Origin of the sequence: Streptomyces umbrinus (assembly GCF_030817415.1) — a bacterium.
Taxonomy (GTDB): Bacteria; Actinomycetota; Actinomycetes; order Streptomycetales; family Streptomycetaceae; genus Streptomyces; species Streptomyces umbrinus_A.
Genome location: NZ_JAUSZI010000002.1, coordinates 8,512,308 through 8,539,015, shown reverse-complemented (window position 1 = coordinate 8,539,015; position 26,708 = coordinate 8,512,308). Strand labels below are relative to the sequence as shown.

At 71.8% G+C, this 26,708-nt stretch carries 24 protein-coding genes and 1 riboswitch; of the genes, 14 read left to right on the top strand and 10 right to left on the bottom strand.

Features of this window, described 5'->3' with window-relative positions:
• Positions 1-69: 69 nt before the first annotated feature.
• Positions 70-1,026, bottom strand: a complete 957-nt coding sequence (gene rsmH, locus QF035_RS37700) for a 16S rRNA (cytosine(1402)-N(4))-methyltransferase RsmH (RefSeq protein WP_307525419.1) — start codon at positions 1,024-1,026, stop codon at positions 70-72.
• Positions 1,027-1,447: 421 nt separating this feature from the next.
• Here rsmH and QF035_RS37695 point away from each other — a divergent pair, with 421 nt between their 5' ends.
• From QF035_RS37695 to QF035_RS37680, 4 genes are all read left to right on the top strand, one after another.
• Positions 1,448-1,996, top strand: a complete 549-nt coding sequence (locus tag QF035_RS37695; RefSeq protein WP_307525418.1) for a beta-class carbonic anhydrase — start codon at positions 1,448-1,450, stop codon at positions 1,994-1,996.
• A 204-nt stretch (positions 1,997-2,200) separates the two neighbouring features.
• Positions 2,201-3,238, top strand: a complete 1,038-nt coding sequence (locus QF035_RS37690; RefSeq protein WP_307525417.1) for an AAA family ATPase — start codon at positions 2,201-2,203, stop codon at positions 3,236-3,238.
• Complete coding sequence (locus tag QF035_RS37685; protein WP_307525416.1) at positions 3,238-4,590, top strand: DUF58 domain-containing protein; 1,353 nt, start codon at positions 3,238-3,240, stop codon at positions 4,588-4,590. The genes QF035_RS37690 and QF035_RS37685 overlap by 1 nt, the downstream gene beginning before the upstream one ends.
• Positions 4,587-6,998 (top strand): transglutaminase TgpA family protein, encoded by a 2,412-nt coding sequence (locus tag QF035_RS37680; RefSeq protein WP_307525415.1) that lies wholly within the window; start codon positions 4,587-4,589, stop codon positions 6,996-6,998. The genes QF035_RS37685 and QF035_RS37680 overlap by 4 nt, the downstream gene beginning before the upstream one ends.
• Before the next feature lie 218 nt (positions 6,999-7,216).
• On the opposite strand, the gene QF035_RS37675 is transcribed toward QF035_RS37680, so the two are convergent.
• The 3 genes from QF035_RS37675 to QF035_RS37665 all read right to left on the bottom strand — a co-directional run bounded on the left by QF035_RS37675 (position 7,217) and on the right by QF035_RS37665 (position 9,717).
• Positions 7,217-7,618 (bottom strand): DUF3040 domain-containing protein, encoded by a 402-nt coding sequence (locus tag QF035_RS37675; RefSeq protein ID WP_189840297.1) that lies wholly within the window; start codon positions 7,616-7,618, stop codon positions 7,217-7,219.
• 289 nt (positions 7,619-7,907) lie between these two features.
• Complete coding sequence (locus tag QF035_RS37670) at positions 7,908-8,735, bottom strand: methyltransferase (protein ID WP_307525413.1); 828 nt, start codon at positions 8,733-8,735, stop codon at positions 7,908-7,910.
• A gap of 424 nt (positions 8,736-9,159) precedes the next feature.
• On the bottom strand, positions 9,160-9,717 hold the full coding sequence (locus QF035_RS37665; protein WP_307525411.1) for an SAV_6107 family HEPN domain-containing protein: 558 nt from the start codon (positions 9,715-9,717) through the stop codon (positions 9,160-9,162).
• Between the two features lie 169 nt (positions 9,718-9,886).
• Here QF035_RS37665 and QF035_RS37660 point away from each other — a divergent pair, with 169 nt between their 5' ends.
• The 5 genes from QF035_RS37660 to QF035_RS37640 all read left to right on the top strand — a co-directional run bounded on the left by QF035_RS37660 (position 9,887) and on the right by QF035_RS37640 (position 16,138).
• Entirely contained in the window at positions 9,887-10,723 is an 837-nt protein-coding gene (locus tag QF035_RS37660) for an ATP-binding cassette domain-containing protein (protein WP_307525409.1), read from the top strand.
• The gene (locus QF035_RS37655) at positions 10,695-12,779 is read left to right on the top strand and encodes a YhgE/Pip domain-containing protein (RefSeq protein ID WP_307525408.1); all 2,085 of its coding nucleotides are present in this window, start codon (positions 10,695-10,697) and stop codon (positions 12,777-12,779) included. Before QF035_RS37660 ends, QF035_RS37655 begins: the two co-directional genes overlap by 29 nt.
• A gap of 11 nt (positions 12,780-12,790) precedes the next feature.
• Positions 12,791-13,432 (top strand): TetR/AcrR family transcriptional regulator, encoded by a 642-nt coding sequence (locus QF035_RS37650; protein WP_307525406.1) that lies wholly within the window; start codon positions 12,791-12,793, stop codon positions 13,430-13,432.
• A gap of 359 nt (positions 13,433-13,791) precedes the next feature.
• Positions 13,792-14,406 carry a DUF4126 domain-containing protein gene (locus QF035_RS37645; RefSeq protein WP_307525404.1) on the top strand — a complete coding sequence of 205 codons (615 nt, stop codon included), beginning with the start codon at positions 13,792-13,794 and terminating at the stop codon, positions 14,404-14,406.
• A 220-nt stretch (positions 14,407-14,626) separates the two neighbouring features.
• Positions 14,627-16,138, top strand: coding sequence for a phytoene desaturase family protein (locus QF035_RS37640; protein WP_307525402.1), 1,512 nt, complete (start codon positions 14,627-14,629; stop codon positions 16,136-16,138).
• A gap of 81 nt (positions 16,139-16,219) precedes the next feature.
• Here QF035_RS37640 and QF035_RS37635 read toward each other — a convergent pair whose 3' ends face one another.
• The 6 genes from QF035_RS37635 to QF035_RS37610 all read right to left on the bottom strand — a co-directional run bounded on the left by QF035_RS37635 (position 16,220) and on the right by QF035_RS37610 (position 21,239).
• Positions 16,220-17,191, bottom strand: coding sequence for an SCO2102 family sporulation regulator (locus QF035_RS37635; RefSeq protein ID WP_307525400.1), 972 nt, complete (start codon positions 17,189-17,191; stop codon positions 16,220-16,222).
• Between the two features lie 57 nt (positions 17,192-17,248).
• Entirely contained in the window at positions 17,249-18,172 is a 924-nt protein-coding gene (gene metF / locus QF035_RS37630) for a methylenetetrahydrofolate reductase [NAD(P)H] (protein WP_307525399.1), read from the bottom strand.
• A 119-nt stretch (positions 18,173-18,291) separates the two neighbouring features.
• The gene (gene thiE / locus QF035_RS37625) at positions 18,292-18,942 is read right to left on the bottom strand and encodes a thiamine phosphate synthase (protein ID WP_307525398.1); all 651 of its coding nucleotides are present in this window, start codon (positions 18,940-18,942) and stop codon (positions 18,292-18,294) included.
• Positions 18,943-19,019: 77 nt separating this feature from the next.
• Entirely contained in the window at positions 19,020-19,391 is a 372-nt protein-coding gene (locus QF035_RS37620) for an Rv2175c family DNA-binding protein (RefSeq protein ID WP_189840287.1), read from the bottom strand.
• A gap of 207 nt (positions 19,392-19,598) precedes the next feature.
• Positions 19,599-20,828 carry an NAD(P)/FAD-dependent oxidoreductase gene (locus QF035_RS37615; protein WP_373466797.1) on the bottom strand — a complete coding sequence of 410 codons (1,230 nt, stop codon included), beginning with the start codon at positions 20,826-20,828 and terminating at the stop codon, positions 19,599-19,601.
• A 66-nt stretch (positions 20,829-20,894) separates the two neighbouring features.
• Positions 20,895-21,239: a hypothetical protein gene (locus tag QF035_RS37610; protein WP_307525396.1), complete on the bottom strand. Its 345-nt coding sequence runs from the start codon at positions 21,237-21,239 to the stop codon at positions 20,895-20,897.
• A 52-nt stretch (positions 21,240-21,291) separates the two neighbouring features.
• Positions 21,292-21,405: riboswitch (TPP riboswitch) on the top strand.
• Between QF035_RS37610 and thiO the strand changes: the two genes are divergently transcribed.
• From thiO to QF035_RS37585, 5 genes are all read left to right on the top strand, one after another.
• A complete protein-coding gene (gene thiO / locus QF035_RS37605; protein WP_307525394.1) occupies positions 21,403-22,617 on the top strand; it encodes a glycine oxidase ThiO in 1,215 nt (404 codons plus the stop codon). (Overlaps the previous riboswitch by 3 nt.)
• A 2-nt stretch (positions 22,618-22,619) precedes the next feature.
• Positions 22,620-22,820: a sulfur carrier protein ThiS gene (thiS, locus tag QF035_RS37600; RefSeq protein WP_307531730.1), complete on the top strand. Its 201-nt coding sequence runs from the start codon at positions 22,620-22,622 to the stop codon at positions 22,818-22,820.
• A 3-nt stretch (positions 22,821-22,823) separates the two neighbouring features.
• Entirely contained in the window at positions 22,824-23,618 is a 795-nt protein-coding gene (locus tag QF035_RS37595; protein ID WP_055612072.1) for a thiazole synthase, read from the top strand.
• 142 nt (positions 23,619-23,760) lie between these two features.
• Positions 23,761-25,695, top strand: coding sequence for a Stk1 family PASTA domain-containing Ser/Thr kinase (pknB, locus tag QF035_RS37590; RefSeq protein ID WP_307525393.1), 1,935 nt, complete (start codon positions 23,761-23,763; stop codon positions 25,693-25,695).
• Positions 25,696-25,802: 107 nt separating this feature from the next.
• Positions 25,803-26,672 (top strand): deoxyribonuclease IV, encoded by an 870-nt coding sequence (locus QF035_RS37585; protein ID WP_307525391.1) that lies wholly within the window; start codon positions 25,803-25,805, stop codon positions 26,670-26,672.
• Positions 26,673-26,708: the final 36 nt, after the last annotated feature.

The following is a 26,708-nucleotide window of genomic DNA, read 5'->3' as shown; positions in this document are numbered from 1 at the left end:
GGCTGATGGGTCCGGGCCTGCGACCCACGCGTCCGGTGAGTTCGGTCGTCCAACTCACACACCCTCCCGTCACTCGGCGTCCTCCCTGATGCGCTGTGCCCCGCGCAGCCGCGCCGGGGCGGCCCGCCGGTTCTCCGCGACCTCTTCCTCGGTGGGGAGTTCGGCACCGCGCGTCAGAAGCTTGAGCCGGGGCTGGTAGCGCTCGGGGACGACCGGCAGGCCGGGCGGTGCGGTGTTGGCGGCTCCCGCGGCGAACACCTGCTTGACCAGCCGGTCCTCCAGGGAGTGGTAGGACAGCACGGCGATCCGGCCGCCGACGGCGAGCGACTTCACGGCGGCGGGGATCGCCCTCTCCAGGACGGTGAGTTCGCCGTTGACCTCGATGCGCAGTGCCTGGAAGGTGCGCTTGGCGGGGTTGCCGCCGGTGCGCTTGGCGGCCTGCGGCAGGGAGTCGCGGATCAGTTCGACGAGCCGTGCGCTGTTGCTGAAGGGCTCCTTGTCGCGTTCGCGCACGACCGCGGAGACGATCCGCTTGGCCTGCTTCTCCTCGCCGTACGCCCTGAGGATCCGGACGAGTTCGCCCGCCGGGTAGGTGTTGAGCACCTCGGCGGCGCTGATGCCGGTCGTCTGGTCCATGCGCATGTCGAGCGGGGCGTCCTGGGCGTACGCGAAGCCGCGGTCGGCCTCGTCGAGTTGCATGGATGAGACGCCGAGGTCGAAGAGGACGCCCTGGACGCGCGGGAGGTCCAGGCGGTCGAGCACGTCGGGGAGTTCGTCGTAGACCGCGTGCACCAGGGTGGCCCGGTCACCGAAGGGGGCGAGCCGGTCCCCGGAGAGGCGCAGCGCCTCCTTGTCGCGGTCGAGGGCGACGAGGCGGGCCTCGGGGAATCGGGCGAGCAGGGCCTCGCTGTGGCCGCCGAGGCCGAGAGTGCAGTCGACGACGACTGCTCCCGGGCTCTCCAGCGCGGGTGCCAACATGTCCAGGCATCGCTGGAGCATCACCGGGACATGTCGGCTCTGGGTCAAGGGGCCCTCTCAGGTCCGGCACGGCGCGCACGCACCGCCGGGTCCCCGCCCGCTCCGTGAAGGGGAGGCCTGCCGGCGCCGGAAGCGTCAGCCGACCGGGAGCGGGAGGAGGCCGAGCCGTACGTACGCGCCGCGCACGTGGGGAGATCCCGGCTCGTCACCGGTCCTCCGGGGGTAGCAGTCCAGCGGGGAGAGTGTCCGTCTCCCGCTTCGCGTCACTTTAGTCCACGGTCTCCCGCGGTCAACGAACCGGCCTGCGCGTCGCGGCTCTCGGCCCGGATGAAGCGCCAAACCGGGTTTTTCCACCCGTACGGGCGTAGCCGATCCACCCTTGTGGGTTACCTCACAACAACGCTCATTGATGTTCTTTGTCCCCTCTCACAGCAGGCCCGGACAGCGTGTGACCACTACCGTTATAGATATGACGACTTCCGCATCCGTTCCCACTGAGCCCGGAGACGCCATATCCAACGGCGGCACCGTCACCGACCGCCTCGTCGAGGCGAACGAGCAGTACGCCGCCGCGTTCACCGATCCCGGCATGGACGCCCGTCCCGTGCTGCACGTCGCGGTCGTGGCGTGCATGGACGCCCGCCTCGACCTGCACGACGCTCTGGGCCTGGAGCTCGGCGACTGCCACACCATCCGCAACGCGGGCGGTGTGGTCACCGACGACGTGATCCGCTCCCTCACCATCAGCCAGCGCGCGCTCGGCACCCGCAGTGTCGTACTGATCCACCACACCGGCTGCGGCCTGGAGTCCCTCACCGAGGACTTCCGGCACGACCTGGAGATGGAGGTCGGCCAGCGCCCGGCGTGGGCCGTGGAGGCCTTCCGGGACGTCGAACAGGACGTGCGGCAGTCCATGCAGCGGGTGCGCACCTCTCCATTCCTTCTGCACACGGACGACGTACGTGGTTTCGTGTTCGATGTGAAGACGGGCCTGCTGCGTGAGATAGACCCCACCTGACGCGAGTTGGACCCCCTCAAAGACCCCAGGCCGTGACATATCGCGGCCAGTTATCCACAGGCGAGTGACACGAACAGGTAACGGCAACAAGAATGCGGGTGTGGCGTCACGCGGAACTATTCGCGCGTGGTGTCCGTGTTTCGGGGTGGGCCGGTCCGCATCGCAGAGCGTCGGCCCGGGAAAGAACGGGCCGAGGAGGGCCGGGTGACGACCTATGACGATCGAGCGAGCCTTACAGATCTGACCGCCACTGTGGAGAGAGTCCGCAGTTCGGTGGAGGAAGTGATCGAGGGCAAGCCTGAGGTCGTACGGCTTTCGCTGACCGTACTGCTCGCCGAGGGGCATCTTCTGATCGAGGATGTCCCCGGCGTCGGCAAGACCATGCTGGCCAAGGCACTGGCGCGGTCCATCGACTGCTCAGTGCGGCGTATTCAGTTCACGCCCGACCTGCTGCCCTCGGACATCACAGGTGTGTCCATCTGGGATCAGCAGCGCAGGGACTTCGAGTTCAAACCGGGTGCGATCTTCGCGCAGATCGTGATCGGCGACGAGATCAACCGAGCGTCGCCCAAGACACAGTCGGCGCTTCTGGAGTCCATGGAGGAGCGCCAGGTAACCATCGACGGCACGACCTACGAGCTGCCCAGCCCGTTCATGGTGGTGGCCACACAGAACCCGGTCGAGATGGAGGGCACCTACCCGCTGCCGGAGGCGCAGCGCGACCGCTTCATGGCCCGGGTCTCCATCGGCTATCCCAGCGCGGAGGCCGAGCTGCAGATGCTGGACATCCACGGCGGTGTGTCCCCGCTGGACGACCTCCAGCCGGTGGCGCACGCGCACGAGATCGTGAAGCTCATCGACGCGGTCCGCAGCGTCCACGTCGCCGACCCGGTGCGGCGGTACGCGGTGGACCTGGTCGCCGCCACGCGTACGCACCCGGACCTGAGACTCGGCGCCTCGCCGCGTGCCACGCTGCACCTGCTGCGTGCGGCGAAGGCCTCAGCGGCCCTCAGCGGCCGGGAGTACGCACTGCCGGACGACATCCAGGCCCTCGCGGTGGCGGTCCTGGCCCACCGGCTGCTGCCCACCGCCCAGGCGCAGTTGAACCGTCGTACGGCCGAGCAGGTCGTCCTGGAGATCCTCCAGCGCACGCCCGTGCCCGCGGCGCCCCAGTCGCCAAGCGGTCTGGGGATGGGCCGGGGCTCGTCCGCCTTCGGCCAGCAGCCGCCCCGGAGGCTGTGATGACCACCGGGGGGATGCCGGCGGCGCAGGCCGAGGAGGACAAGGGCGGGCTGCGTACGGCACTCGCCGGTCTCACCACGCGCGGGCGGTCCTTCCTGGCCGCCGGCATCGCGGCCGCGATCTGCGCGTACGTCCTGGGGCAGAGCGATCTGCTCCGGGTCGGGCTGCTGCTCGCCGTGCTGCCACTGGTCTGCGCGACCGTGCTGTACCGCACGCGCTACCGGGTCGCCGGCAGCCGTCGCCTCTCCCCCGGGCGGGTGCCCTCGGGGTCCGAGGCGCGGGTCCATCTGCGGATGGACAACGTCTCGCGACTGCCCACGGGACTGCTGATGCTCCAGGACCGGGTTCCGTACGTGCTGGGGCCGCGGCCCCGGTTCGTACTGGACCGGGTCGAGGCGGGCGGCCGCCGCGAGGTGTCCTACCGGGTGCGCTCGGACCTGCGCGGCCGCTATCCGCTGGGGCCGCTGCAGCTGCGGCTCAGCGACCCGTTCGGGATGTGCGAACTGACCCGCTCCTTCTCGACGTACGACACCCTGACCGTCATCCCGCGCGTGGAGGCGCTGCCGCCGGTGCGACTGACGGGCGAGGCGAAGGGGTACGGCGACGGGCGGCAGCGCTCGCTGGCCCTGGCCGGCGAGGACGACGTGATACCTCGCGGCTATCGCTACGGCGACGATCTGCGCCGGGTCCACTGGCGTCTGACCGCGCGCTACGGCGAGTTGATGGTGCGCCGCGAGGAGCAGCCGCAGCGGTCCCGCTGCACGGTGCTCCTCGACACCCGGGGCATCGCCTTCGACGGCGCGGGCCCGGACTCGGCCTTCGAATGGGCGGTTTCGGGCACGGCGTCCACGCTGGTGCACATGCTCGAGCGGGGCTTTTCGGTGCGGCTGTTGACCGACACCGGCACCTCGGTGCCCGGCGAGGGCGCCGACGGATTCGCCGGAGCCAGCCAGGAGTCCGCGGACGCCGCCGGGCTGATGATGGACACCCTCGCGGTGATCGACCACTCCGACGGTACGGGCCTGTCACGGGCGTACGACGTTCTGCGGGGCGGCAACGAGGGGCTGTTGGTGGCCTTCCTCGGAGACCTGGACGAGGAGCAGGCGACCGTGCTCGCCAAGATGCGTCAGCGCAGCGGCGGGGCCGTGGCCTTCCTGCTGGACAGTGAGACGTGGGTGCACGGCGCGGCCGACGAACAGAGCGAGGAGCGGCTTCGGATGCTGCGCGAGGCGGGCTGGACCGCCCTGGCCGTACCGCCGGGCACGGGCCTGGCCGACCTGTGGCGGGAGGCCGACCGACAGCGCAACGGGGTCGCGTCGACGGGAAGCACGGCAGGGGGCGGTGTCTCATGAGCGGGCGCGCGCGACTCGCGCTGTGCGCCGTGGCGGCGACGCTGTTGGCGTCCGGCGCACTGCTGCCGCTGGTCGATCCGGCCACATGGATCCTTCAGGCGGCGTTCCTGCTCGCGGTGCAGACCGCGGTGGGGGCGGCGACCCGGCGGGTGCCCCTGGCGCGGGCCGTGACGATCGCGGTTCAGGCGCTCGTCACCCTGACCCTGCTGACGCTGTTCTTCGCCCGCGAGCAGGCCATCGCCGGGCTCGTGCCCGGACCGGAGGCGTTCCGGCACTTCGGGGAGCTGCTGCAGGCCGGCGGGGACGACGTCGGGCGGTACTCGATCCCGGCTCCGCTGTCCCCCGGTATCCGGCTGATGCTGGTCGGCGGGGTCGTGGTCATCGGGCTCGCGGTGGACGCCCTCGCGGTGACGTTCCGCAGCGCGGCCCCGGCCGGACTGCCGCTGCTCGCGCTGTACTCGGTCGCCGCGGGTCTCTCGGAGGGCGGTGGCGCGAGCTGGCTGTGGTTCGTGATGGCGGCGGCCGGCTATCTGGTGCTGCTGCTGGCCGAGGGACGTGACCGGCTCTCGCAGTGGGGCCGGGTCTTCGGCGGCGGTCCCCGGACTCCGGGGGCGGACGCCTCGGCGGGCGCGGTCGCGCCGATCCGGACGGGGCGGCGCATCGGTGCCGTCGCGCTCGGTATCGCCCTGGTGGTGCCGCTCGCCCTGCCCGCGCTCGACGGCGGTCTGCTGGACGGCACCGGGACCGGCGTCGGCACGGGCTCCGGCGGTGGCGGCACGATCTCCGCGGTGAACCCGCTGGTCTCGCTCCGCGACAGCCTGAACGTGGACGAGGACCGCGAGGTCATGTCGTACCGCACCAACTCCGAGGAGACGCAGGACCTCTATCTGCGGATCGTCTCGCTCGACGAGTTCGACGGCACGGCGTGGAAGCCGGCCAAGCGCCATGTCGAGGACGTCCCCGGGTCGTTCCCGACACCGCCGGGCCTCAGTGACGACGTCCGGCGCACCGAGATCCAGACGAGGATCTCCGCGGCGGACTGGTACGCGCAGGACTGGCTGCCCATGCCCTACCCCGCCAGCGCGGTGGGGCTCGGCGGCAAGTGGCGGTACGAGCCCGTGGGCCGCACGCTCGTGGGCGACCACGGGCAGACCACCCGCGGCCTGGAGTACACGGTCAAGAGCCTGATAGTGCAGCCGACCGCGGAGCAGCTCGCCAACGCGCCGGAGGCGCCCGCGGCGCTGAGGCGCGAGTTCACGAAGGTTCCCGAGTCGCTTCCGCCGGTGGTGGCGGAGACGGCTCGCGACGTCACGGCCGGCTCGGCCAACAACTACGAGCGCGCGGTGAAGCTCCAGGACTGGTTCGCCCTGGACGGCGGCTTCACGTACGACACGGAGGTGCAGGTCGGCAGTGGGTCGCAGGCCATAGCGCGCTTCCTGAGGGACAAGGAGGGCTTCTGCGTCCACTTCTCCTTCGCGATGGCCTCGATGGCCCGCACGCTGGGCATCCCGGCCCGTGTCGCGGTGGGCTTCACGCCTGGTTCGCCGCAGGCCGACGGCACGAATTCGGTGGGCCTGCGGGACGCGCACGCCTGGCCCGAGCTGTACTTCGAGGGCGTGGGCTGGACCCGCTTCGAGCCGACCCCGAACCGGGGCACGGTTCCGGAGTACACCCGCACGGACACGCCGGGCACCACGCTTCCCAACCCGGACCTCCCCTCGCGCTCGTCGTCCTCGGCGCCGTCCGCCGAACCGTCGAGCAGCGAGAGCTGCACGGCGGCGGAGAAGAAGCTGGAGCAGCCCTGCGGCAGCGAGTCTCCGCAGGCGGCGTTCGGATCGACGGACGACGGACCGCCGTGGTTCGCGATCCTCGGGTTCACCCTGGCGGGGCTCGCCGTGCTGGCGGTGCCGCTGCTGCCGATGCTGTGGCGGATGCGGGCCCGGTCCGTGCGGCTCGGCTCGCACGGACGCACCGAGGAGGACGCCGCGGCCGCCACCCTGGCCGCCTGGCAGGAGGTGACCGATACCGCGTGGGACTTCGGTATCGCGCCGGACGACTCCCAGACGCCCCGCAAGGCGGCGGCACGGATCGTCCGCATCGGGCACCTCGAACCGGAGGCCGCGGCCTCCGTCCACCGGATCGCCGACGCGGTGGAGCAGGTCCTGTACGCGCCACGTCCCCGGCCGACCGCCGGTCTCGCCGATGACGTACGCCGTATGACCGCGGGCCTGCACGCCGCGGTCAGCCGCGGTACACGTCTGCGCGCACTGCTCGCACCGCGCTCGGCCGTACGGGTGGCGTGGGCGGCGTCCGAGGGCTGGATCGCGCTGAAGTCCCGGGCCACGGCCCGCTGGACGGCGCTCGTGCGCCGCCCGTCGGGACGCCCGTCGGGGCAGAGCAGCGGCTGAGGCCGTCCGGCTCGGCAAGCCGAAAGGGGGGTGTCCACCCGGGTCGGGTGGGCACCCCCCTTCGCTACCGCCATGCGGCGCCCTGCGTGTGCGGCAGCCCTGCGTGTGCGTGTGCGGGCGGCTCTGAGTCCCGGCTGCGGCCGGGCACGCTGAAGGGGCGGCCACCCCAAGGTGGTCACCCCTTACGTGTGTGCGTCTGTCGGCCCGAGCCCGGAGGCCTACTGGCCGCCTTCGTCACGGCGCTTCTGCCAGCGCTGTTCGATGCGATCCATCATGGAGCGCCGCTGCCGGCCCTGACGACGGGCCTGCGGAGCGCCCGGCGCACCCGCGGCGGGCTGTTCGCCCGGCTTGGGGGCCTTGCGCCAACCGGTTACGGCGAGCACCGCGCAGCCCAGCATGACGAGAAAACCCACCACGCTGACCCAGATCTGCTGTGCGACCATTCCGGCCATGAGGAGCGCGATACCTACGAGGAAGCCGGCGACCGCCTGGTAGACCCGTCGCCGGGTGTACGTACGCAGCCCGCTTCCCTCAAGCGCTGTCGCGAACTTGGGATCTTCGGCGTACAGCGCTCGCTCCATCTGCTCGAGCATTCGCTGCTCGTGCTCCGAGAGCGGCACGGCGTCCTCCTCATCGTGCAGTCGCCGGGGCGACCGGGGGTCCCCTTCAGGATAGGCAGGGAATCGCCCCCGTGAAACCCGCCCCTCTGCGCCAATTCGCCAACCGGAACCCGCCATAGCGTTCCGATCCACTGAGGCGTAGATTCCCCAGCGACCGGCCCGTCATGCCGGACGGTCTCCCTCGATCATACGGCTCCGAGCGCCCGATCGGGGGGCCTGTGGCGTACTCCATCTGCCGTCGCGCCCCTGATCAGCGGCGCGCCTCCACAGCTCCCTCACGGGAGGCGGCTCAGGTCTCGGTGGACTCGCGAGTCTCACCGAGCACATGGAGCTGCGTCGCCACGGAGTGGAAGGCCGCGAGTTCGGCCGCCGCGGCCTCCAGCTTGAGCAGGGCGTCAAGGGCCCCCGGTTCGGTGTCCACGAGGACGCCGGGCACCAGGTCCGCGAAGACCCGTACGCCGTGCACGGCACCGACGCGCAGGCCCGCGCCCTCGACCAGACCGGTGAGCTGGTCGGCCGTGAAGCGCCGCGGTACGGGATCACCCTCGCCCCAGCGGCCGTCCGGGTCACCGAGGGCGTGCCGGGCCTCCGTGAAGTGGCCGGCGAGGGCCCGCGCGAGCACCGCGCCGCCGAGGCCGGAGGCGAGCAGGCTGAGTACTCCCTCGGGGCGCAGGGCCCCGACCGCGTTGCGGAGGCCCTCGGCGGGGTCGTCCACGTACTCCAGAACGCCGTGGCAGAGCACCGCGTCGTAGCCGCCGCGCTCGACGACGTCGAAGAGGCCGTGGGCGTCGCCCTGGACGCCCTGGACGCGGTCGGCGACGCCGGCTTCGGCTGCCCGGCGCTCCAGCGCGAACAGCGCGTTCGGGCTGGGGTCCACGACCGTGACGCGGTGGCCGAGGCGGGCGACGGGCACCGCGAAGTTGCCGCTGCCGCCTCCTGTGTCGAGGACGTCCAGCGACTCCCGGCCCGTGGCCTTGACCCGGCGGTCGAGGGCGTCCTTCAGAACGTCCCAGACCACGGCGGTACGGAGAGAGGCGCGGGGGCGGGAGGGCTCGGAGCGCAGCGACGTCGGCTGAGGGCGGTGGTGGGAGACGGGCGGGCGCATCGGGTCCGACACGGCAGTTGACTCCTCGGCACGGCCGCCGCCCTTGCGTACGGCGGAGCGATGGGGCGATGGGGATACCTCCCCCGCCCTGTTCGGCGCCGGGGAGATGCAGGCGTCCCAACCCTATTGCCTCGCGCCCTGTCGCCGGCCCTCCGTCTCGCGCGCCGGACGCCGCCCGCCTGCGGCCCGCCCTGCCGGACGGACCGGCGGACCTGCCCGGCACCGACCTGCCCGGCAGCGAACGCCACGGCGGGCACCGCGCCTCGCCGGACAGGAGCCGCGCCGGACGGCCTGGGCGGCCTCTGGCGCCCCGACACCGGCCCGGGACCCCCGGGCGCCCCCGACCGGCCACAAGGCCTGTACCGACCCGTACAGGCTCACCGGCACGGTCTCCGGCGGCTCCTGGCGGCACCCCGGACGCGGTCCCGGACGCCGTTCATCCCGCGTCCGGCACGTCCGGTGCGTCCGGCGTCTCCTGCTCGGGCTCCTGCCGTGGCTGCGGCAGGACCGGCTGGAGCACCAGCATGCGCTCGACGAGGCGGAGGAACATCGCCACATCGCGCAGCAGATCGTCGGCGTCGCGGGTGGTCGCCGCGCCCTGGATACCGGCCTCCGCGCGGGCACGGCGGCGGGCACCGGCGGCGAACAGCGCGCTCCACTCGGCGAGTTCGGGCGCTATCTCGGGGAGCACTTCCCAGGCGCTCCGGATCTTGGCCCGGCGCCTCGCGCTGGGCTCCGGCCGCCCGCGGGCGGCAAGCACGGCGGCGGCGGTGCGCAGGGCGGCGAGATGGGCCGTGGCATACCGCTCGTTCGGCGTTTCCAGCAGGGCTGCCTCGTCGAGTCCGGCACGGGCCTGGGCGAGCAGGTCGAGGGCGGCGGGCGGGGCCGTGGCCCGGCGGAGCACGGGGTGCACGTCGCTCGCCGGGCCGGTCAGTGAGGGGGCAGGGCCGGTGGCGCGTCGCCGACGGGCGGCGGCTGCGTGGTAGGTGGCCATGACGAACCTCCTGTCGTCTGTGTGACGGCTCTGTGGCCGTATGTGTCCATCGTGAGGTATGCCACTGACAATCCGTTCTGACCTGGGCTTTTGCCTCGATCACAGGTTCGGTATAGCTTTTGCACTGACCAGTCAGTTCAAAAACCCGGTCGGCTCAAGGGCCCGGAGGGTGGGGGAAGTTGTGGACGGTCCGCACGGACTCGGCGTAAGGGCCGAGGACTTCGGGCTCAAGGGGCCCCGCGGGTGGGCGTTCCGCGGTCTCGGCGTCGACGCGGAGCCCGGCTCGCTGATCGCGATCGAGGGGCCGTCGGGCTCGGGGCGTACGTGTCTGCTGCTCGCGCTCACCGGGCGGATGAAGCCCACCGAGGGGCAGGCTCGGGTCGGGCAGTCGGAGTTGCCGAAGCAGATGGCGGCCGTCCGCCGGTTCAGCGCGCTGGCCCATGTGCCCGGTGTCACCGACCTGGAGCCCGCCCTGTCCGTCGCCGAACACCTTCGGGAACGGGCCCTTCTCCAGCGACGGTTCGGCGGTTCCGTCCGCGGACTGCTGCGGCCGCGCGCGGAGCGGGTGACGGAGGCGCGGCTGCGCGTCGACAGCGCGCTGGCCGCCGCCGGGCTCGACCGGGAGGCCCTGCCCAAGGGGTCCCGGACCGCGGTGCGCGACCTGGAACGTGTCGAAGCGCTGCGGCTGTCCGTGGCGCTCGCCCTCATCGGCCGTCCCCGGCTGCTGGGCATAGACGACACCGACCTGAAGCTCTCGGGGGCCGAAGGGGCCGAGGTCTGGGCGTTGTTGCGCTCGCTGACCGAGGCCGGGACCACGGTCGTGGCCGTGTGCAGCGAGGCTCCCGAGGACGCGGTCGTGGTGTCCACAGGGCCCACCGACGGACCGGCCCGCCAAGAAGGCCGCACGACTCCGAAGGCCCAGAAGGACCAGGGCGACTCGGAAGACCGGAAAGACCCGGAAGACAAGGAGACCGCGGATGCGCTCGCCGAAGCTGGCCGCGCTTGAGCTCAGGCGCTTCGGCAGAGGAAGGCTCCCGCGCGCGGCTCTCGTCGCGCTCCTGCTGCTGCCCCTGCTGTACGGCGCCCTCTACCTGTGGTCGTTCTGGGACCCGTACGGCCGTCTCGACCGCATCCCCGTGGCGCTCGTGAACGACGACAAGGGGGCGACGGCGGCCGACAAGAAGATCGTGATGGGCGACGAGATCACCAAGGGGCTGCGCGAGAGCAAGACCTTCGAGTGGCACGAGGTGAGCGCCGCCGAGGCCCGCGAGGGTGTCGAGGACGGCAGTTACTACCTGTCGTTGACCATGCCGTCCGACTTCAGCAAGCGGATCGCCTCCAGTTCGGGCGACTCGCCGGAGACGGGCGCCCTCCAGGTGCGTACGAACGACGCGAACAACTACATCGTCGGGCAGATCTCGCGGACGGTCTTCGCGGAGGTGCGTACGGCCGCCTCGACCAAGGCGTCGCGGTCGTTCCTCGACAAGATCTTCGTCTCGTTCTCCGACATCCACGGGGAGACCGCGAAGGCCGCGAAGGGGGCCGACACGCTCAAGGGCGGGATCGGGAAGGCCAAGAAGGGCTCGAAGGACCTCGCGGACGGTCTGAAGGACGCGGAGGCGGGCAGCGGCAAGCTCTCCGCCGGCCTGAAGAAGCTCGACAAGGGCGCGGGCGACCTCGAGGACGGTTCGCGCCAGGTCTCGGAGGGGACGCAGACGCTCGCGGACAAGGTCAACGGCGTCGCGGACAAGGTGGGGCCCTTCCTGAAGGGCAACGAGAAGGAGATCGGCGACACGGCCCAGCTCGTCGCGGACTCCGCCTCGGCGATCCGCCGCAACCTCGACACGCTGGTGAAGACGGCCCCGACGGCTGCCGAGGACGCCCGCACGGCCTCCGACACGCTGAACGGCGTCTACAAGGCGCGCTGCGAGACCCTGCCGCTGCCCGACGCCGCCTGCCCCGAGCTGAAGAAGGCGAAGGAGGCCGCCGCCGACGTTGCGAAGGTCGCCGACGACGTCAACACGCTGGTGGCCGGCCAGGACGGCGACCTGGACACGCTCGACAAGCATCTGGCCGCCCTGGAGAAGCAGGCCCAGGCGCTGGCCGACCGCTCGCCGCACCTCTCCGAGGACCTCGCCACGACCGTCTCCAAGGTCAACGCGCTCAACAAGGGGGCCGGAAAGGTCGCCAAGGGAGCGAAGACACTGCACACGGGGCTCGGCACCGCCAAGTCCGGCGCGGCCGACCTGGACACCGGTGTCGGCGAACTCAGTACGGGAGCGGGCGACCTCGAAGGGGGCATGTACAAGCTCGTCGACGGCTCGGGGAAGCTCGCCGGCGGACTGCACGACGGCGCCGGCCGGATCCCCGACTACGACAAGAGCGACCGCGACCGGCGCACCGAGGTCATGGCCGACCCCGTACAACTCGCCTCGAAGGACCTGCACAAGGCACCCAACTACGGCACGGGTTTCGCCCCGTACTTCATTCCGCTCTCCCTGTGGGTGGGCGCGATGGTGGCCTACATGCTGATTCCGCCGCTCAACCGGCGCGCGCTCGCGGCGGGCTCCTCCGCCTGGCGCATCGCGCTGGCGGGCTGGCTTCCGGTGGCCGCCCTGGGGGCGCTCCAGACGGTCGCGCTGATGTCCGTGCTGCACTGGGGAATCGGCCTGGAAATGGCGCGCACGGCCGGGACGGTGGGCTTCCTGTTCCTGGTGACGGCCTGCTTCGCGGCGATCGTGCAGTGGCTGAACGCCCGCTTCGGAGCGGCCGGCCGGATCCTCGTCCTCGCCTTCCTGATGCTGCAGCTGACGTCGGCGGGCGGCACGTATCCCGTGCAGACCAGTCCCGGGTTCTTCAACGCGATCCACCCCTTCATGCCGATGAGTTACGTGGTCGAAGCCCTCAGGAGGCTCATCACGGGCGGCGGCCTGGGGCCGGTCTGGCAGGCGTGCGCCGTCCTCGCCGCGTTCACCGCCGGCGCCCTCGCACTGACCGCCGTGTCCGCGCGGCGACGGCAGGTGTGGACCCTCGACCGACTGCACCCGGAGCTGAGCCTGTGACAATCGGGGCCATGGAAAGCAGCAGGACGGTGGACAGCGGCGGCGGCCGGAGACAGGCGACCCGGCAGAAGCTCTACGAGGCGGCGGTGACCCTCATCGCGGAACAGGGCTTCTCGGCCACGACGGTCGACGAGATCGCCGAACGCGCCGGCGTGGCCAAGGGCACCGTCTACTACAACTTCGCGAGCAAGTCCGTCCTCTTCGAAGAGCTCCTCCGGCACGGAGTGGGACTCCTCACCGCCTCCCTCCGGGAGGCGTCGGAGAAGACCGCCCGGGATGGCGGCAGCACGGTCGACGCACTGGACGCGATGATCCGGGCGGGCCTCGTCTTCATCGACCGCTACCCGGCCTTCACGCAGCTGTACGTGGCAGAGCTGTGGCGCACCAACCGGGCCTGGCAGTCCACCCTGATGGTGGTCCGTCAGGAGGCCGTCGCGGTCGTCGAGAACGTCCTGCGCGACGGGATCGCCAACGGCGAGCTGAGCGACGAGATCGACACCCCGCTGACGGCGTCGGCGCTGGTCGGCATGGTGCTGGTGGCGGCCCTGGACTGGCAGGCCTTCCAGCCGGAGCGCTCCCTGGACGACGTCCACTCGGCGCTGTCCCGGCTGCTCCAGGGAAGGGTCAGCGGGGACGGGCTCGGACACAAGTGAAGCGCCGGTCCGAAGTGGCCGCGTCCCCCGCGGGCCACGCCGGACCGGCGCCCCTTTTGTGCTCCCCCGTGTTTCCCCGTACTCCCCCGTTGGTTTCCCCCGTTGCGGTCTCCCCCGGGTCCCCCGTGCCTCGCTCCCGCCGAGTTTCTCGGCGGAAGGAGCGGTTAAGGGCGCTGCACCGTTCCGCCGCCCCGTGTCGGCGGTACCGGAGCCGCGCCCCTTTCCGTGCCTCCACTCTCTCGTTCACGCAGGTCGGCACCCATCCGCGCGCGTACTCAACTCACTCACTAGGTACGGATACTCAGCCGTACGCACTCAGGCCCAGGACGTGCCGTTGCCGACTGGTTACGATCGCCTCCGTGTCCGTACTCCCCCTGGTCTTCACCAGCGGCTGGGCCAGCGGCGTCAACGCGTACGCGGTGGTGCTGCTCCTCGGCCTCTTCGGCGCGACCGGGCTGACCGACGAGGTGCCCGAGTCGCTGCAGCGCCCCGAGGTCCTCATCGCGGCGGGCGTCCTGTTCGCCTGCGAGGCCGTCGCCGACAAGATCCCGTACGTGGACTCGGTGTGGGACAGCGTCCACACCGTGATCCGCCCGGTGTCCGGGGCCGTCGTCGCGGCGCTGCTGGCCGGGCAGAGCGGTTCGCTGTCCGAGCTGGCGGCCGGCGCGATCGGCGGCTCGTCGGCGCTCGCCAGTCACGTCGTCAAGGCCGGGACGCGGATGGCGGTCAACACCTCGCCGGAGCCGTTCAGCAACTTCGTGCTGAGCACCGCCGAGGATCTCGGGGTCGCCGGGATCATCACCTTCGCGATGTTCAACCCGCAGGCCGCGGCGATCATCGCGGGCGTCCTGCTGGTGACCGGTCTGGTGGTGCTCTACTTCCTGGTCTCGCGGATCAGACGTTTCCTGCGCCGCAGGGCCCAGCGCCGCGAGGAGAAACGGCTCGCGGAACGGGTGGGGCGCCGACCGGGCTGACCGGCGGCCGACCTGGCGGCTCCGAGCAGCCCCTCAGCGACTCCTGGCCGGCCCCAGCGGCCCCGGGCCTCAGCCGGCTCCCGGTCGGTCCCAGCCCATTCCTGGCGGGCCGCCGGCGCCTCTGAGTGACCGTGCCCGCCCCTTGGCCGACCGGTCGGCGTACCCCCTGCCGCACAGGCCCGGAGACCGGCTGTCGGTGGCGGCCGATAAAGTCCCTGGCATGGCACGAATTGCGGTGATCGGCGCAGGCGTGGGCGCGATGGCGGCCGCCGCCCGGCTGGCCGTCGCGGGCCACCGGGTGGTGGTGTACGAGCGCGCGGCGACGTACGGCGGGGCGGTGGGCCGCTTCGAGCGCGACGGCTTCGCCTTCGACACCGGCCCGGGGCTGCTCCACCTGCCCGCGGTCTACCGCGACCTGTTCGTCAAGACGGGCAAAGAGCCTCTGGAGGCCTGCGTCGACCTGGTCCAGGTCGACCCGGCGGCACGGCACGTCTTCGCCGACGGCACGGAGGTCTCGCTGCCCAACGCCTCCCGCGCGGGCGTCGTCTCGGCCCTGGGCGAGGCCCTCGGGGCGGGCGCCGGTGAGCGCTGGGGCGACTTCCTGGTCCGGGCGCGCGAGGCCTGGGACCGGACGCGCCGCCCGCTCCTGGAGGAGCCGCTGTGGCCCAACTGGCAGGTGCTGGCCGAGCGCGAGCCCTACCCCGCGCTGCGGCAGCGCCGACTGCTGCGCACCCGCACGGCACGGACCCTCGCGGAGGTCGGCGCGTGGGAGCTGGCCGACCCCCGCCTCGCCGCCCTCCTGGAGAGCCACGCACTCGCGTACGGCCTCGACCCGAACACCGCCCCGGCGAGCGCGGCGGTCCTGCCGTACATGGAGCACGCCTTCGGCGCCTGGTATCTGCGCGGCGGGATCCGGGAGTTGGCGCGCGCGGTGTACGAGCGGTGTGTGGCCCGCCGGGTGGAGTTCGTCTTCGACGCCGAGGTCGTCTCGGTCACGGAGAAGGACGGCCGGGCGGCTGGCGTGGAACTGCGCGACGGGACCGTCGCCGAGGCGGACTTCGTCGTGGGCGGCCCGCCGCAGCTGCTGGAGTCCCTGACGGGTCGCGACAGCCTGTACGAGGGTGACGCGCCCGAGTCACACCCCGGATCCCTGACCTGCGGCAAGGTCGTCGTCTGCCTCGCCCTGCGCGGCCCGCGCGAGCCCGGCACCGTACACCGCACGGTCGTCCACACGACGGACCAGGCCGACGAGATGACCCTCTTCGAGATCGGCAGGCCGGCGACGCGGCCCACCGTGTGGGTGGACCGGCCTGACGACGCGCTGCTGCGTCCGGACGACGACCACGAGTCCGTGGTGCTCACGGCGACGGTGCCGTCGCTGGCGCACCACGACTGGACCGCCGAGGGTGACGCCGACCTCTTCGCCGACCGCATGGTCACGGCCGCCGAGCGGGCGATACCGGGCCTGCGTGAGCGCGTGCTGTGGCGCGAGGTCCGCACCCCGGTGGACACCGAGCGGGAGACCGGTGCCGAGGGCGGCGCCGTACCCGCTCCCGCGCTGGCCGGTGTGGGCGGCGCGCTCCTGCGGCCCGCCAACAGCACCCGCGTACCGGGCCTGTTCACGGTCGGCGGCTGGGCGCACCCCGGCGGTGGACTGCCGCACGCGGGGATGTCCGGCGCGCTGGTGGCCGGACTCGTCGTGGAGGGGCCGGACTTCCGGGGCTCGCAGTGAGTGAAGGCGACGCGGCTACGACCGGGGCGCGTTGAGCCCCGGTCGGCACCGGATCATTCAGAACCGTTACTGCCGGCTCGCTCAGAACCGGTACTGCTCGTCGTACCCGCCGCCCTGCTGTCCGTTGCCGCCATTGGTCCCGTTGTTCCCGTTGCCGTCGTACGGATACGGCTGCTCCGGCGGGAGTTCGCCGCCGTACGGGTCCTCGGTGTTGCGCTGCTGCGGCACCCAGACACCGCCGGCCGGGGTCTCGCCGACGTAGCCGCCGTTGGTGGCGTACGGGTCCTGGGTGTAGCCCTGCTGCGTGTACTGCTGCTGAGAGGCGTCGTAGGGCTGGCCGTACGAGGCGGCGTCATAGGACTGCGTGCCGATGTACGGGTCGGAGTAGGCGGCGTACTGCTGTTGCTGCCCGGTGTCGTAGCCGTACTGCTGCTGGTCGTAGCCGGAGTAGCCGTCGTACCCGTAGTTCTGGCCGAGCGGGTCCTGGCCCTGTTGCCCCTGAGCCTGCGCGGCGGCCGCGTACGCCGGGTCGGTGGCGGCAGCATAGGCGGCGTCGCTGTAGACGCCGTACTGCCCCGTGTCGTCGGGCAGCGGCTGCGGCTCGTACACGGACGTCGACTGGGCAGCGGTCTCGGGGCGTTGTCCGAAGACCGAGTCGTCGCGCCCGTAGGGGTCGTCCTGGCCGAAGTCCTGGCTGGGAAACGTCGTGGTCTCCGCGGCGTGGAGGTCGGAGACCTCCAGCGTCGGGTCCTTGCGCTCCTCGCCGCGGCGGCGCTTGCTGGCGCCCGGGCGTCCGCCGAGGCCGTTGACGGCCCAGCCGGAAGCGAATCCGCTGCGGAACGAGAGCGTGACGTACGTCTGCCCGACGGCGAAGGCCGCGGCACCCAGGCCGATGACCAGCACGTTCGGAATCAGGACACCGAGGACCACTCCGAGGAAGCCGGCGAAGGCCAGCAGCCGCCAGCGCAGCCGCGCCTTGTACTGCAGAAGTACCTCACCGAGCAGCCATAGCGCGACGATGCCGAATGCGATGTAGAGGACCGTCCAGCCCATGTACGCCCCTCTCCCAGGTGGCCGCTACGCAGTGTGTCGTACGACAATGCGACCGGTCTAGGCCTGCTGTGGGTGATGCAGGCCCAGGTTCTCGTAGATTTCCAGCGTCGCGGTGGAGTTGTTCAGCGTAATGAAATGCAGTCCGGGGACTCCCTCGGCCAGCAGCCTCGCGCAGAACTCCGTGGCGAACTCAATGCCAATGGAGCGTACAGCCGCCGGATCGTCTTTGGCTGTGAGGATCCGCTCTTTGAGGGCGTCGGGGAACGAGGCGTTGCTGAGCTTGGGCAACCGTTCCAGCATCTTCACGCTGGTCACCGGCATGACCTCGGGGATGACCGGGGTCTCGCAGCCCGCCGAGTCGACCCGGTCACGCAGCCGCAGATACGACTCCGGCTGGAAGAACATCTGTGTGATCGCGTAGTCCGCACCGGCCCGGCACTTGTCGACGAAGTGCGCGACGTCACGGTCCCAGTCGACCGAGCGCGGGTGCATCTCCGGGAAGGCCGCGACGCCCACGCAGAAGTCGCCGGATTCCTTGATGAGCCGGACGAGTTCGGCCGCGTACGTCAGGCCCTGGGGGTGTGCCACCCAGTCGGCCATCGGGTCGCCGGGCGGATCGCCGCGCACGGCGAGCATGTTGCGGATCCCGGCGTCCGCGAACTGGCCGATGATGTTGCGCAGCTCAGCGATGGAGTGGTTGACCGCGGTGAGGTGGGCGACCGGGGTCAGGGTCGTGTCGGCGACGATCTGCTCGGTCTCCCTGACCGTGCCCGCCCGGGTCGAACCGCCCGCGCCGTACGTCACCGACACGAAGTCGGGGGCCACGGCCTCGACCCTGCGCAGCGCGTTCCACAGGTTCCGCTCGCCCTTCGGGGTCTTCGGCGCGGAGAACTCGAACGAGTACGTCGCCTTGCCGGTCGCGAGCATGTCACGCACCGTGCGTGCGCGGTCCGTCCTGGTGGAAGCAGATCCGAGGGCCATACCCGCAGGTTAGTCAGGGGGCGACGGTCCCCCAACCGGATCCGGGAAATTTGCCCGGTTTGTCGATTTGTTGTCCACCACTCGGACAACCGCACCCCCGGGCTCCCACCTCGGGTCGCCTACGCGTGGCGCAGGCGCTTCGCGAATTCCGCCGCGGCCGCGGCCGGATCGTCGGCCTCGGTGATCGCCCGTACGACGACGACACGGCGGGCGCCCGCTTCGAGCACCTCGTCGAGGTTGCCGAGGTCGATGCCGCCGATGGCGAACCAGGGGCGGTCGGTGGCCAGCCCGGCCGTGTACCGGACCAGTCCGAGGCCCGGCGCGTGGCGGCCGGGCTTGGTGGGGGTCGGCCAGCAGGGTCCGGTGCAGAAGTAGTCCACGCCCTCCTGGCCGGCGGCCGCCGCGGCCTCCGAATCGGCGTGCGTGGAACGGCCGATCAGGACGTCGTCGCCGAGGATCGCCCGGGCGGCGGGCACCGGAAGGTCGCCCTGGCCCAGGTGCAGCACGTCGGCGCCGATGGCGTGGGCGACGTCCGCCCGGTCGTTCACCGCGAGCAGCGTGCCGTGCCGACGGCAGACGTCCGCGAGGACGGCGAGGTGCTCCAGCTCCTCGGCCGCCTCCATGCCCTTGTCCCGCAGCTGCACGATGTCCACGCCGTTCGCCAGGACCGCGTCCAGGAAGTCGGCGAGGTCGCCCTGGCGCTTGCGGGCGTCCGTGCAGAGGTACACCCGGGCGTCGGCGAGCCGGGCGCGTGCGGTGGATTCGGGCATGCGTGGGTCCCCCGTGTCGTGTCGGTGGCGTACGGGCCGTGAGGATCGCGGCCCGTACGCCGGACGGCGTGATCAGGTCAGACGGCGAGCGCCTGGGCGCGACGCTTCACCTCCGTGCCGCGATTCTCGCTCAGAGCCTGCGCGGGCGTACCGGGCAGGCTCTCGTCGGGGGTGAAGAGCCACTCGAGCATCTCTTCGTCGGTGAAGCCGTCGTCCCGCAGGAGCGTCAGGGTGCCGGTCAGGCCCTTGACGACCTTCTGCTCGGCCCCGTCGATGAAAGCGGCGGGGACGTGCAGCGCGCGGTTCTCACCACGGCGTACGGCGATGACCTGGCCTTCCTTGACCAGTTGCCGGACGCGGGTCACCTCGACGCCGAGCAGTTCGGCGATGTCGGGGAGGGTGAGCCAGGCGGGGACGAGAGCATCGATCTTTGCGTCAATCTCGGTCACGGACACAAGCCTGCCATCTCGGACTGACAGTCGGTACCCGGGCCGGTGCGACCGTGTCACGCCCGCGGCCCCGTCAGGGGCGCGGGGCCGTGACGTGCGCGGCTCCGCCGCGTGGGCACGATCAGCCACGGACGGCCTGCAGACATCGGCCGGCCCCCGACCAGGCGGCCCAGCGGAGCGCCACCGCGGAGCGCCACGGCCGAGCACTCAGGCCGTCGCGCCCTTGAGCGGCAACGCCGGATCCGAGAGGAGCCCCGAGTCCATCGGCGTGCCCGCCTCGATCAGCCGCTTGCCCTGTGCCAGGTCCCGTGGCCGTCCCACCGCCAGGACCGCGACCAGGCGGTCCTCGCGGAGCCAGCACACCGACCAGGACGGTCCGGCCGGGTCACTGCGCCGGACCATGGCGTCGGCGGACCCGTGATGGCCCGCGTACTGGACGAAGCGGCCGAACTGCTCGGACCAGAAGTACGGCACGGGGTCGTACGCGGCGGGCGTCTCGCCGACGATGTTCGCGGCGACCGTGCGCGGGCCCTGGAGCGCGTTGTCCCAGTGGTGGACGAGCAGACGCTCCCCGTAGCGGCCGGACGGGAACGAGGCGCAGTCGCCGACCGCGTACACGTCCGGGGCGGAGGTGCGCAGGTGGTCGTCCGCGACGATCTCGCGACGGGCTCCGAGCTCGATCCCGGAACCGGCCAGCCAGGCCGTGGCGGGCCGCGCCCCGATGCCCACGACGACGGCGCCCGCGGGCAGCCGCGAGCCGTCGTCGAGCACCACCTCGCCGGGCTCGACGCGCTCCACGCGCGCGTGGGTGCGCAACACCGCCCCGCTGTCCGCGTACCAGGCGGCCATCGGAGCGGCCACCTCCTCGGGCAGCACACCGGCGAGCGGCCGGTCGGCGGCCTCCACGACGGTCACCGCGCAGCCCGCCTCGCGCGCCGCCGTGGCGAACTCCGCGCCGATCCAGCCCGCGCCCACCACCACGATGTCGTGCTGCCGGGCGAGAACGGGGCGCAGCCGCGCGGCGTCGTCGAGCGTGCGCAGCAGATGGACGCCGGGTACGCCCTGGGCGCCCGGCAGTTGGATCGGCTCGGCGCCGGTGGCGATGACGAGGACGTCGTACGGAACCGGGCCGTCGACCGTGTCGAGTTCGTGCCGCGAGGGGTGCACGCCGGTCACTTCGAGCCCCAGGCGGAGCTCCACGTCGAGCGCTTCGAAGTCGACGTCGAAGGCGGAGTCCTCGGCCTTGCCGAGCAGTACGGCCTTGGACAGCGGGGGCCGGTCGTACGGCTGGTGGGGCTCCGCGCCGATCAGGGTCACGCTTCCGGTGAAGCCCCGTTCCCGCAGGGCGACGGCGGTCTGTACGCCGGCCATGCCCGCCCCGACGATCACGGCGCTCCGTCGCGCCGCCGGGCTCCGTCCCTGCGTCTGCTCACTCACACGATCACCATAGACACTGGTGAAATCGTCGGTCAGGGGGCGCGATCGGTGAGCTGTTGCACAGCGTCAGCCCTCGTTGACCTCTTCGACCACACTTGTCCCGCTGCCCTCCTGGGACTCCCACTCCCAGGTCTCCTCCAGGCGCACCCGTCCGTCGGGCAGTTCGACGACCAGGGAGACGCAGTGCCCGGACGAGGTGCTGCCGTCCACCTTCAGCTGCACATACCGGAAGTCGAGCCGGTCGCCCGCGCGCGTGCCCACGAGGTGACCGCGTACGACGTCGCCGCCCGCGTACTCGGCCCAGATCTCGCCGTCCTTCTCGTGGTAGGCGAACCGGGTGCGGGTGCCCACCTGGCCCGGTGCCTGGTCGGCGACCGGGGCGAGGAAGAGTCCGTCGAGCGAGCGGGCCATGCGTGAAGGCTCCCTTACAGGCTGTTGGGGCGAAGGGCTAGGGTGGCCAACGTAAAGCACTCGCGGGAGTCCGGACGCACCGGGCTGAGAGGGAGGCTGGGACGGCCTCCGACCGTACGAACCTGATCCGGGTCATGCCGGCGAAGGGAGGGGCTGGACGCCCATGTCGCGTACACCGGAGACACCCGTAGCACCCGATAGGCCCGATACGCCCGATAGAAGGCGCACGTCAGACGTCCTGGTCGTCGGGGGCGGGATCATCGGGCTCGTCACGGCCTGGCGGGCCGCGCAGCGCGGGTTCACGACCGCGCTCGTGGACCCGGAGCCCGGCGGCGGCGCGGCGCAGGTGGCGGCCGGGATGCTGGCCGCCGTCACCGAACTCCACTACGGCGAGCAGACCCTGCTCGGCCTCAATCTGGCCTCGGCGCGCCGCTATCCGGACTTCGCGGCCGAGCTGACCGAGGCGACCGGCCAGGACGTCGGATACCGGCAGTGCGGCGCACTGGCCGTCGCGCTCGACGCCGACGACCGCGCCCATCTGCGCGAAGTGCACGCCCTGCAACGCCGGTCGGGCCTGGAGTCGGAGTGGCTCAGCGGCCGTGAGTGCCGACGTCTGGAGCCGATGCTCGCGCCGGGCGTGCGCGGCGGGCTCCGGGTCGACGGCGACCACCAGATCGATCCGCGGCGGCTCGCCGGGGCCCTGGTCACAGCCTGCGAGCGGGCCGGAGTGGCCTTCCACCGGACGTGGGCCGACCGCCTGACCGTCGTACGGGACCGGGCCACCGGAGTCGTCGCGGCGGACGGTACCGAGCTCTCGGCGGGCCAGGTCGTGCTCGCCGGGGGCAGCCTCAGCGGGCGTCTGACGGGCGTCCCCGACGACGTACTCCCGCCGGTGCGCCCCGTGAAGGGACAGGTGCTGCGGCTGACCGTTCCGAAGCGGTACGCGCCCTTCCTGAGCCGCAGCGTGCGGGCGGTCGTGCGCGGCAGCCACATCTATCTGGTGCCGCGGGAGAGCGGCGAACTGGTCGTCGGCGCGACCAGCGAGGAGCTGGGCTGGGACACCACGGTGACCGCGGGCGGCGTGTACGAGCTGCTGCGGGACGCCCACGAACTCGTCCCCGGCATCACCGAACTGCCGCTCACCGAGACGCGGGCCGGACTGCGCCCGGGCTCCCCCGACAACGCGCCCCTGCTCGGCCCGACCGAACTCCCCGGTCTGCTGCTGGCGACCGGCCACTACCGCAACGGCGTACTCCTCACGCCCGTCACCGGGGACGTCATGGCGCACGCCCTGACCACCGGTGAACTCCCGGACGAGGCCCGCCCCTTCACACCCAGGCGGTTCGGCGCCGTCGCACTCTCGGAGCAGCGCGCATGAGCATGAGCATCTTCGTCAACGGGGAGCGGCGGCAGTTCGCTCCGGACACGGCCCTCGACACCCTCGTCGCCGCGCTCACCGCGGCTCCCTCCGGGGTCGCCGCCGCACTCAACGAAACCGTCGTCCCGCGCGCGCAGTGGTCGAAGACCCTCCTCTCCGAGGGAGACCGCGTCGAAGTCCTCACCGCCGTCCAAGGAGGCTGACCCATGGCCGACGATCCCTTCGTCCTCGGCGGTACGTCCTTCACGTCCCGTCTGATCATGGGCACCGGTGGCGCGCCCAGCCTCGACGTCCTGGAGCGCTCGCTCGTCGCGTCCGGCACCGAGCTGACGACGGTCGCGATGCGCCGCGTGAACCCCAGGGCCCACGGCTCGGTCCTGTCCGTGCTCGAACGGCTGGGCATCCGTGTGCTGCCCAACACGGCGGGCTGTTTCACCGCCGGAGAGGCCGTCCTGACGGCCCGGCTCGCGCGTGAGGCGCTCGGCACTGACCTCGTCAAGCTGGAGGTCATCGCCGACGAGCGCACGCTGCTGCCCGACCCGATCGAGCTGCTCGACGCCGCCGAGACCCTGGTCGACGACGGCTTCACGGTCCTTCCGTACACGAACGACGACCCGGTGCTCGCCCGCAAGCTGGAGGACGTGGGGTGCGCCGCGGTCATGCCGCTCGGCTCGCCGATCGGGTCCGGGCTCGGCATCCGCAACCCGCACAACTTCCAGCTGATCGTGGAGCACGCGCGCGTGCCGGTGATCCTGGACGCCGGTGCCGGTACGGCGTCGGACGCGGCGCTCGCCATGGAGCTGGGGTGCGCGGGTGTGATGCTCGCCTCGGCCGTGACCCGGGCGCAGGAGCCGGTGCTGATGGCCGAGGGCATGCGGCACGCGGTCGAGGCGGGCCGGCTCGCGTACCGGGCGGGGCGCATCCCCCGCCGTCACTTCGCCGAGGCGTCGTCTCCCGTGGAGGGCGTAGCCCGGTTGGACCCGGAAAGGCCCGCTTTCTGAGCTTTGGCCTGAACACCTGTCTGAATCCAGACGCCGCACGGGATCGGTCACCGTGCGACGTCCGTCACAGCTCGGCTGCAGTACCGCCCCGGAATCGCCCGTGCGGGCGGCGTTGACAGTGGCGGCTCGTACACTCACCTGCGTGGATACGACCCTTCAGGACCCGCTCGTCGGGCACGTGCTCGACGGCCGCTACCGCGTCGACGCGCGCATCGCGGTCGGCGGGATGGCCACGGTCTACCGGGCCGTGGACACCCGCCTGGACCGGGTGCTCGCGCTCAAGGTCATGCACCCGACGCTGGCGGCCGACGGCACGTTCGTCGACCGTTTCATCCGCGAGGCCAAGTCGGTGGCCAGGCTCGCCCACCCGAACGTGGTGCAGGTCTTCGACCAGGGCACGGACGGCAGTTACGTCTATCTGGCGATGGAGTACGTGGCCGGATGCACCCTGCGCGACGTGCTGCGCGAGCGCGGGGCGCTGCAGCCGCGGGCGGCGCTCGACGTCCTGGAGCCGGTCCTCGCCGCGCTCGGCGCCGCGCACCGTGCCGGGTTCGTACACCGCGACATGAAGCCGGAGAACGTCCTGATAGGGGACGACGGCCGGGTGAAGGTGGCGGACTTCGGTCTCGTACGGGCCGTGGACACGGTCACCAGCACGACGGGGGCCGTGCTCGGCACGGTGTCGTATCTCGCACCGGAGCAGATAGAGAACGACACGGCCGATCCCCGGGTCGACGTGTACGCGTGCGGCATCCTCCTCTTCGAGATGCTGACCGGCGACCGCCCGCACTACGGGGACTCGCCCGCCACCGTGCTCTACAAGCACCTCCACGAGGACGTGCCCCAGCCGTCGGCGTCCGTGCCGGGCCTGGCCTACCAGCTCGACGAGCTCGTCACGACGGCCACCGCGCGCAACCCCGACCTCCGTCCGTACGACGCCGTCGAGCTGCTCTCGCAGGTCCTGGACGCACGGAACGCGCTGAGTGCCGACCAGCTGGACGCCGTCCCGCCGCAGGCGGTCACCACGGACCACCAGAACGCGGACGACCGTACGAGCGTGATCCCGCTCTCGCTGTCGGTGCAGCGGCCGCTCCCGGTGAACGACGACGACGCCGAGCTGCACCGCACGAGCTATCTGCCGTCCCCGCCGCCCGAGCCACCGCGCCGCGGACGTGGCGGCCGCTCGATGGCGCCCCGCCGGGGCCTGCTCGCGATCGTCGCCGCGGTGCTGCTGGCCCTCGGCCTGGGCGCGGGCGTCTGGTACATCAACTCCGGCCAGTTCACCAATGTCCCGGCGGTGCTCTCGAAGACCGAGGCGCAGGCCAGGAAGCAGCTCACGGACGCCGGTCTCGACGTGAAGTACGTCAAGCGCAGCTTCAGCGACACCGTCAAGCCCGGCCGGGTCATCAGCAGCGACCCGAAGCCCGGCGCCCGGATCCGGGACAACGACACCGTGACCCTGACGGTCTCCAAGGGCCCGGAGATCGTGCGCGTGCCGGACCTGGAGGGCTACTCGCTGGACAAGGCCAAGCAACGCCTGAAGAACGAGGGCCTGGTGGCGGGCATGATCACCAAGGGCTTCAGCGACGACGTGCCCGTGGGCTTCGTGATCCGTACGGAACCGGGGGCGGGCACCGAGCGCCGCGGCGGTTCGGCGATCGCTCTCACCGTCAGCAAGGGCAGCCCGGTGGACGTGCCCGACGTCGTGGGTGACGACCTCGAGGACGCCAGGCAGGAGCTGGAGGACGCCGGCCTGACGGTCGAGGTCGCCTCCCAGCAGGTCACGTCCGAGTACGAGGCCGGTCAGGTCGCCAGGCAGTCGCCGGACCCCGACACCAAGGCGGGCGGGGGCGACACCGTCACGCTGACGGTGTCCAAGGGCCCGGAGATGATCGAGGTCCCGGACGTCGTGGGCGACAGCGTCGACGACGCGAAGCAGGAGCTGGAAGCGGCCGGCTTCAAGGTCGAGGAGGACCGCGATCTGCTCGGCCTCTTCGGCGACACGGTCAAGAGCCAGTCGGTGGACGGCGGCGACACGGCCCCCGAGGGATCGACGATCACGATCGAGATCCGCTGACGCAGACGCAGACGGGCACAACAGCACACAGGCATGCCGGGCGCCCAGGCACCCGCAGGGACATGGCCGCCGACCGGGCGACCGGGACCGCGTGACACCCTGAAGGGGTGAGCACACAGCAGTCCCGCAACCCCGTCGGCGGCCATGTCCCCGTCGCCGGAGGCCTCGCCTCCGTCGGCCTCTCGTACGCGCGCGAGCTGGCCGCCGAGACCGTCCAGGTCTTCGTCGCCAACCCGCGCGGCTGGGCGACTCCGCCCGGAAACCCCCTCCAGGACGACGAGTTCCGCGCGGCCTGCGCCGCCGAGTCGATCCCCGCGTACGTCCACGCGCCCTATCTGATCAACTTCGGCTCGCACACCGAGGCGACCGTGGAGAAGTCGGTGGAATCGCTGCGGCACTCGCTGCGGCGCGGGCGGGCCATCGGGGCGCTGGGCGTCGTCGTGCACACAGGGTCTGCGACCGGCGGCCGGGAACGCTCGGTCGCGCTGAGGCAGGTCCGCGAGCACCTGCTGCCGCTGCTCGACGAGCTGACCCACGAGGACGACCCGTTCCTGCTGCTGGAGTCGACCGCCGGACAGGGCTCTTCGCTCTGCTCACGGACCTGGGACTTCGGGCCGTACTTCGAGGCGCTGGACTCCCATCCGAAGCTGGGCGTCTGCCTGGACACCTGCCACATCTTCGCGGCGGGCCACGACCTCACCGGGCCCAGCGGGATGCACCAGACGCTCGACCTGCTGGTGGACACGGTCGGCGAGGGCCGGCTGAAGCTGATCCACGCCAACGACTCCAAGGACGTGGCCGGCGCCCACAAGGACCGCCACGAGAACATCGGCGCCGGGCACATCGGCGAGGACCCGTTCCGTGCGCTGATGACCCACCCGGCCACCGAGGGCGTACCGCTGATCATCGAGACGCCCGGCGGCAAGGAGGGGCACGCGGCGGACGTGGAGCGGCTGAAGAAGCTCCGGGACGGCTGAGCCAAGCCGCCAAAAGCCCAGGAGACCCAGGGAAAC

What these genes read in the sequence shown, in the direction of transcription:
- QF035_RS37695 (WP_307525418.1), top strand. Translation starts at nt 1,448, where the DNA reads ATGACGACTTCCGCATCCGTTCCCACTGAGCCCGGAGACGCCATATCC.
- QF035_RS37685 (WP_307525416.1), top strand. Translation starts at nt 3,238, where the DNA reads ATGACCACCGGGGGGATGCCGGCGGCGCAGGCCGAGGAGGACAAGGGC.
- QF035_RS37680 (WP_307525415.1), top strand. Translation starts at nt 4,587, where the DNA reads ATGAGCGGGCGCGCGCGACTCGCGCTGTGCGCCGTGGCGGCGACGCTG.
- QF035_RS37665 (WP_307525411.1), bottom strand. Translation starts at nt 9,717, where the DNA reads ATGGCCACCTACCACGCAGCCGCCGCCCGTCGGCGACGCGCCACCGGC.
- QF035_RS37655 (WP_307525408.1), top strand. Translation starts at nt 10,695, where the DNA reads ATGCGCTCGCCGAAGCTGGCCGCGCTTGAGCTCAGGCGCTTCGGCAGA.
- QF035_RS37650 (WP_307525406.1), top strand. Translation starts at nt 12,791, where the DNA reads ATGGAAAGCAGCAGGACGGTGGACAGCGGCGGCGGCCGGAGACAGGCG.
- QF035_RS37640 (WP_307525402.1), top strand. Translation starts at nt 14,627, where the DNA reads ATGGCACGAATTGCGGTGATCGGCGCAGGCGTGGGCGCGATGGCGGCC.
- QF035_RS37635 (WP_307525400.1), bottom strand. Translation starts at nt 17,191, where the DNA reads ATGGGCTGGACGGTCCTCTACATCGCATTCGGCATCGTCGCGCTATGG.
- metF (WP_307525399.1), bottom strand. Translation starts at nt 18,172, where the DNA reads ATGGCCCTCGGATCTGCTTCCACCAGGACGGACCGCGCACGCACGGTG.
- thiE (WP_307525398.1), bottom strand. Translation starts at nt 18,942, where the DNA reads ATGCCCGAATCCACCGCACGCGCCCGGCTCGCCGACGCCCGGGTGTAC.
- QF035_RS37610 (WP_307525396.1), bottom strand. Translation starts at nt 21,239, where the DNA reads ATGGCCCGCTCGCTCGACGGACTCTTCCTCGCCCCGGTCGCCGACCAG.
- thiO (WP_307525394.1), top strand. Translation starts at nt 21,403, where the DNA reads ATGTCGCGTACACCGGAGACACCCGTAGCACCCGATAGGCCCGATACG.
- thiS (WP_307531730.1), top strand. Translation starts at nt 22,620, where the DNA reads ATGAGCATCTTCGTCAACGGGGAGCGGCGGCAGTTCGCTCCGGACACG.
- QF035_RS37595 (WP_055612072.1), top strand. Translation starts at nt 22,824, where the DNA reads ATGGCCGACGATCCCTTCGTCCTCGGCGGTACGTCCTTCACGTCCCGT.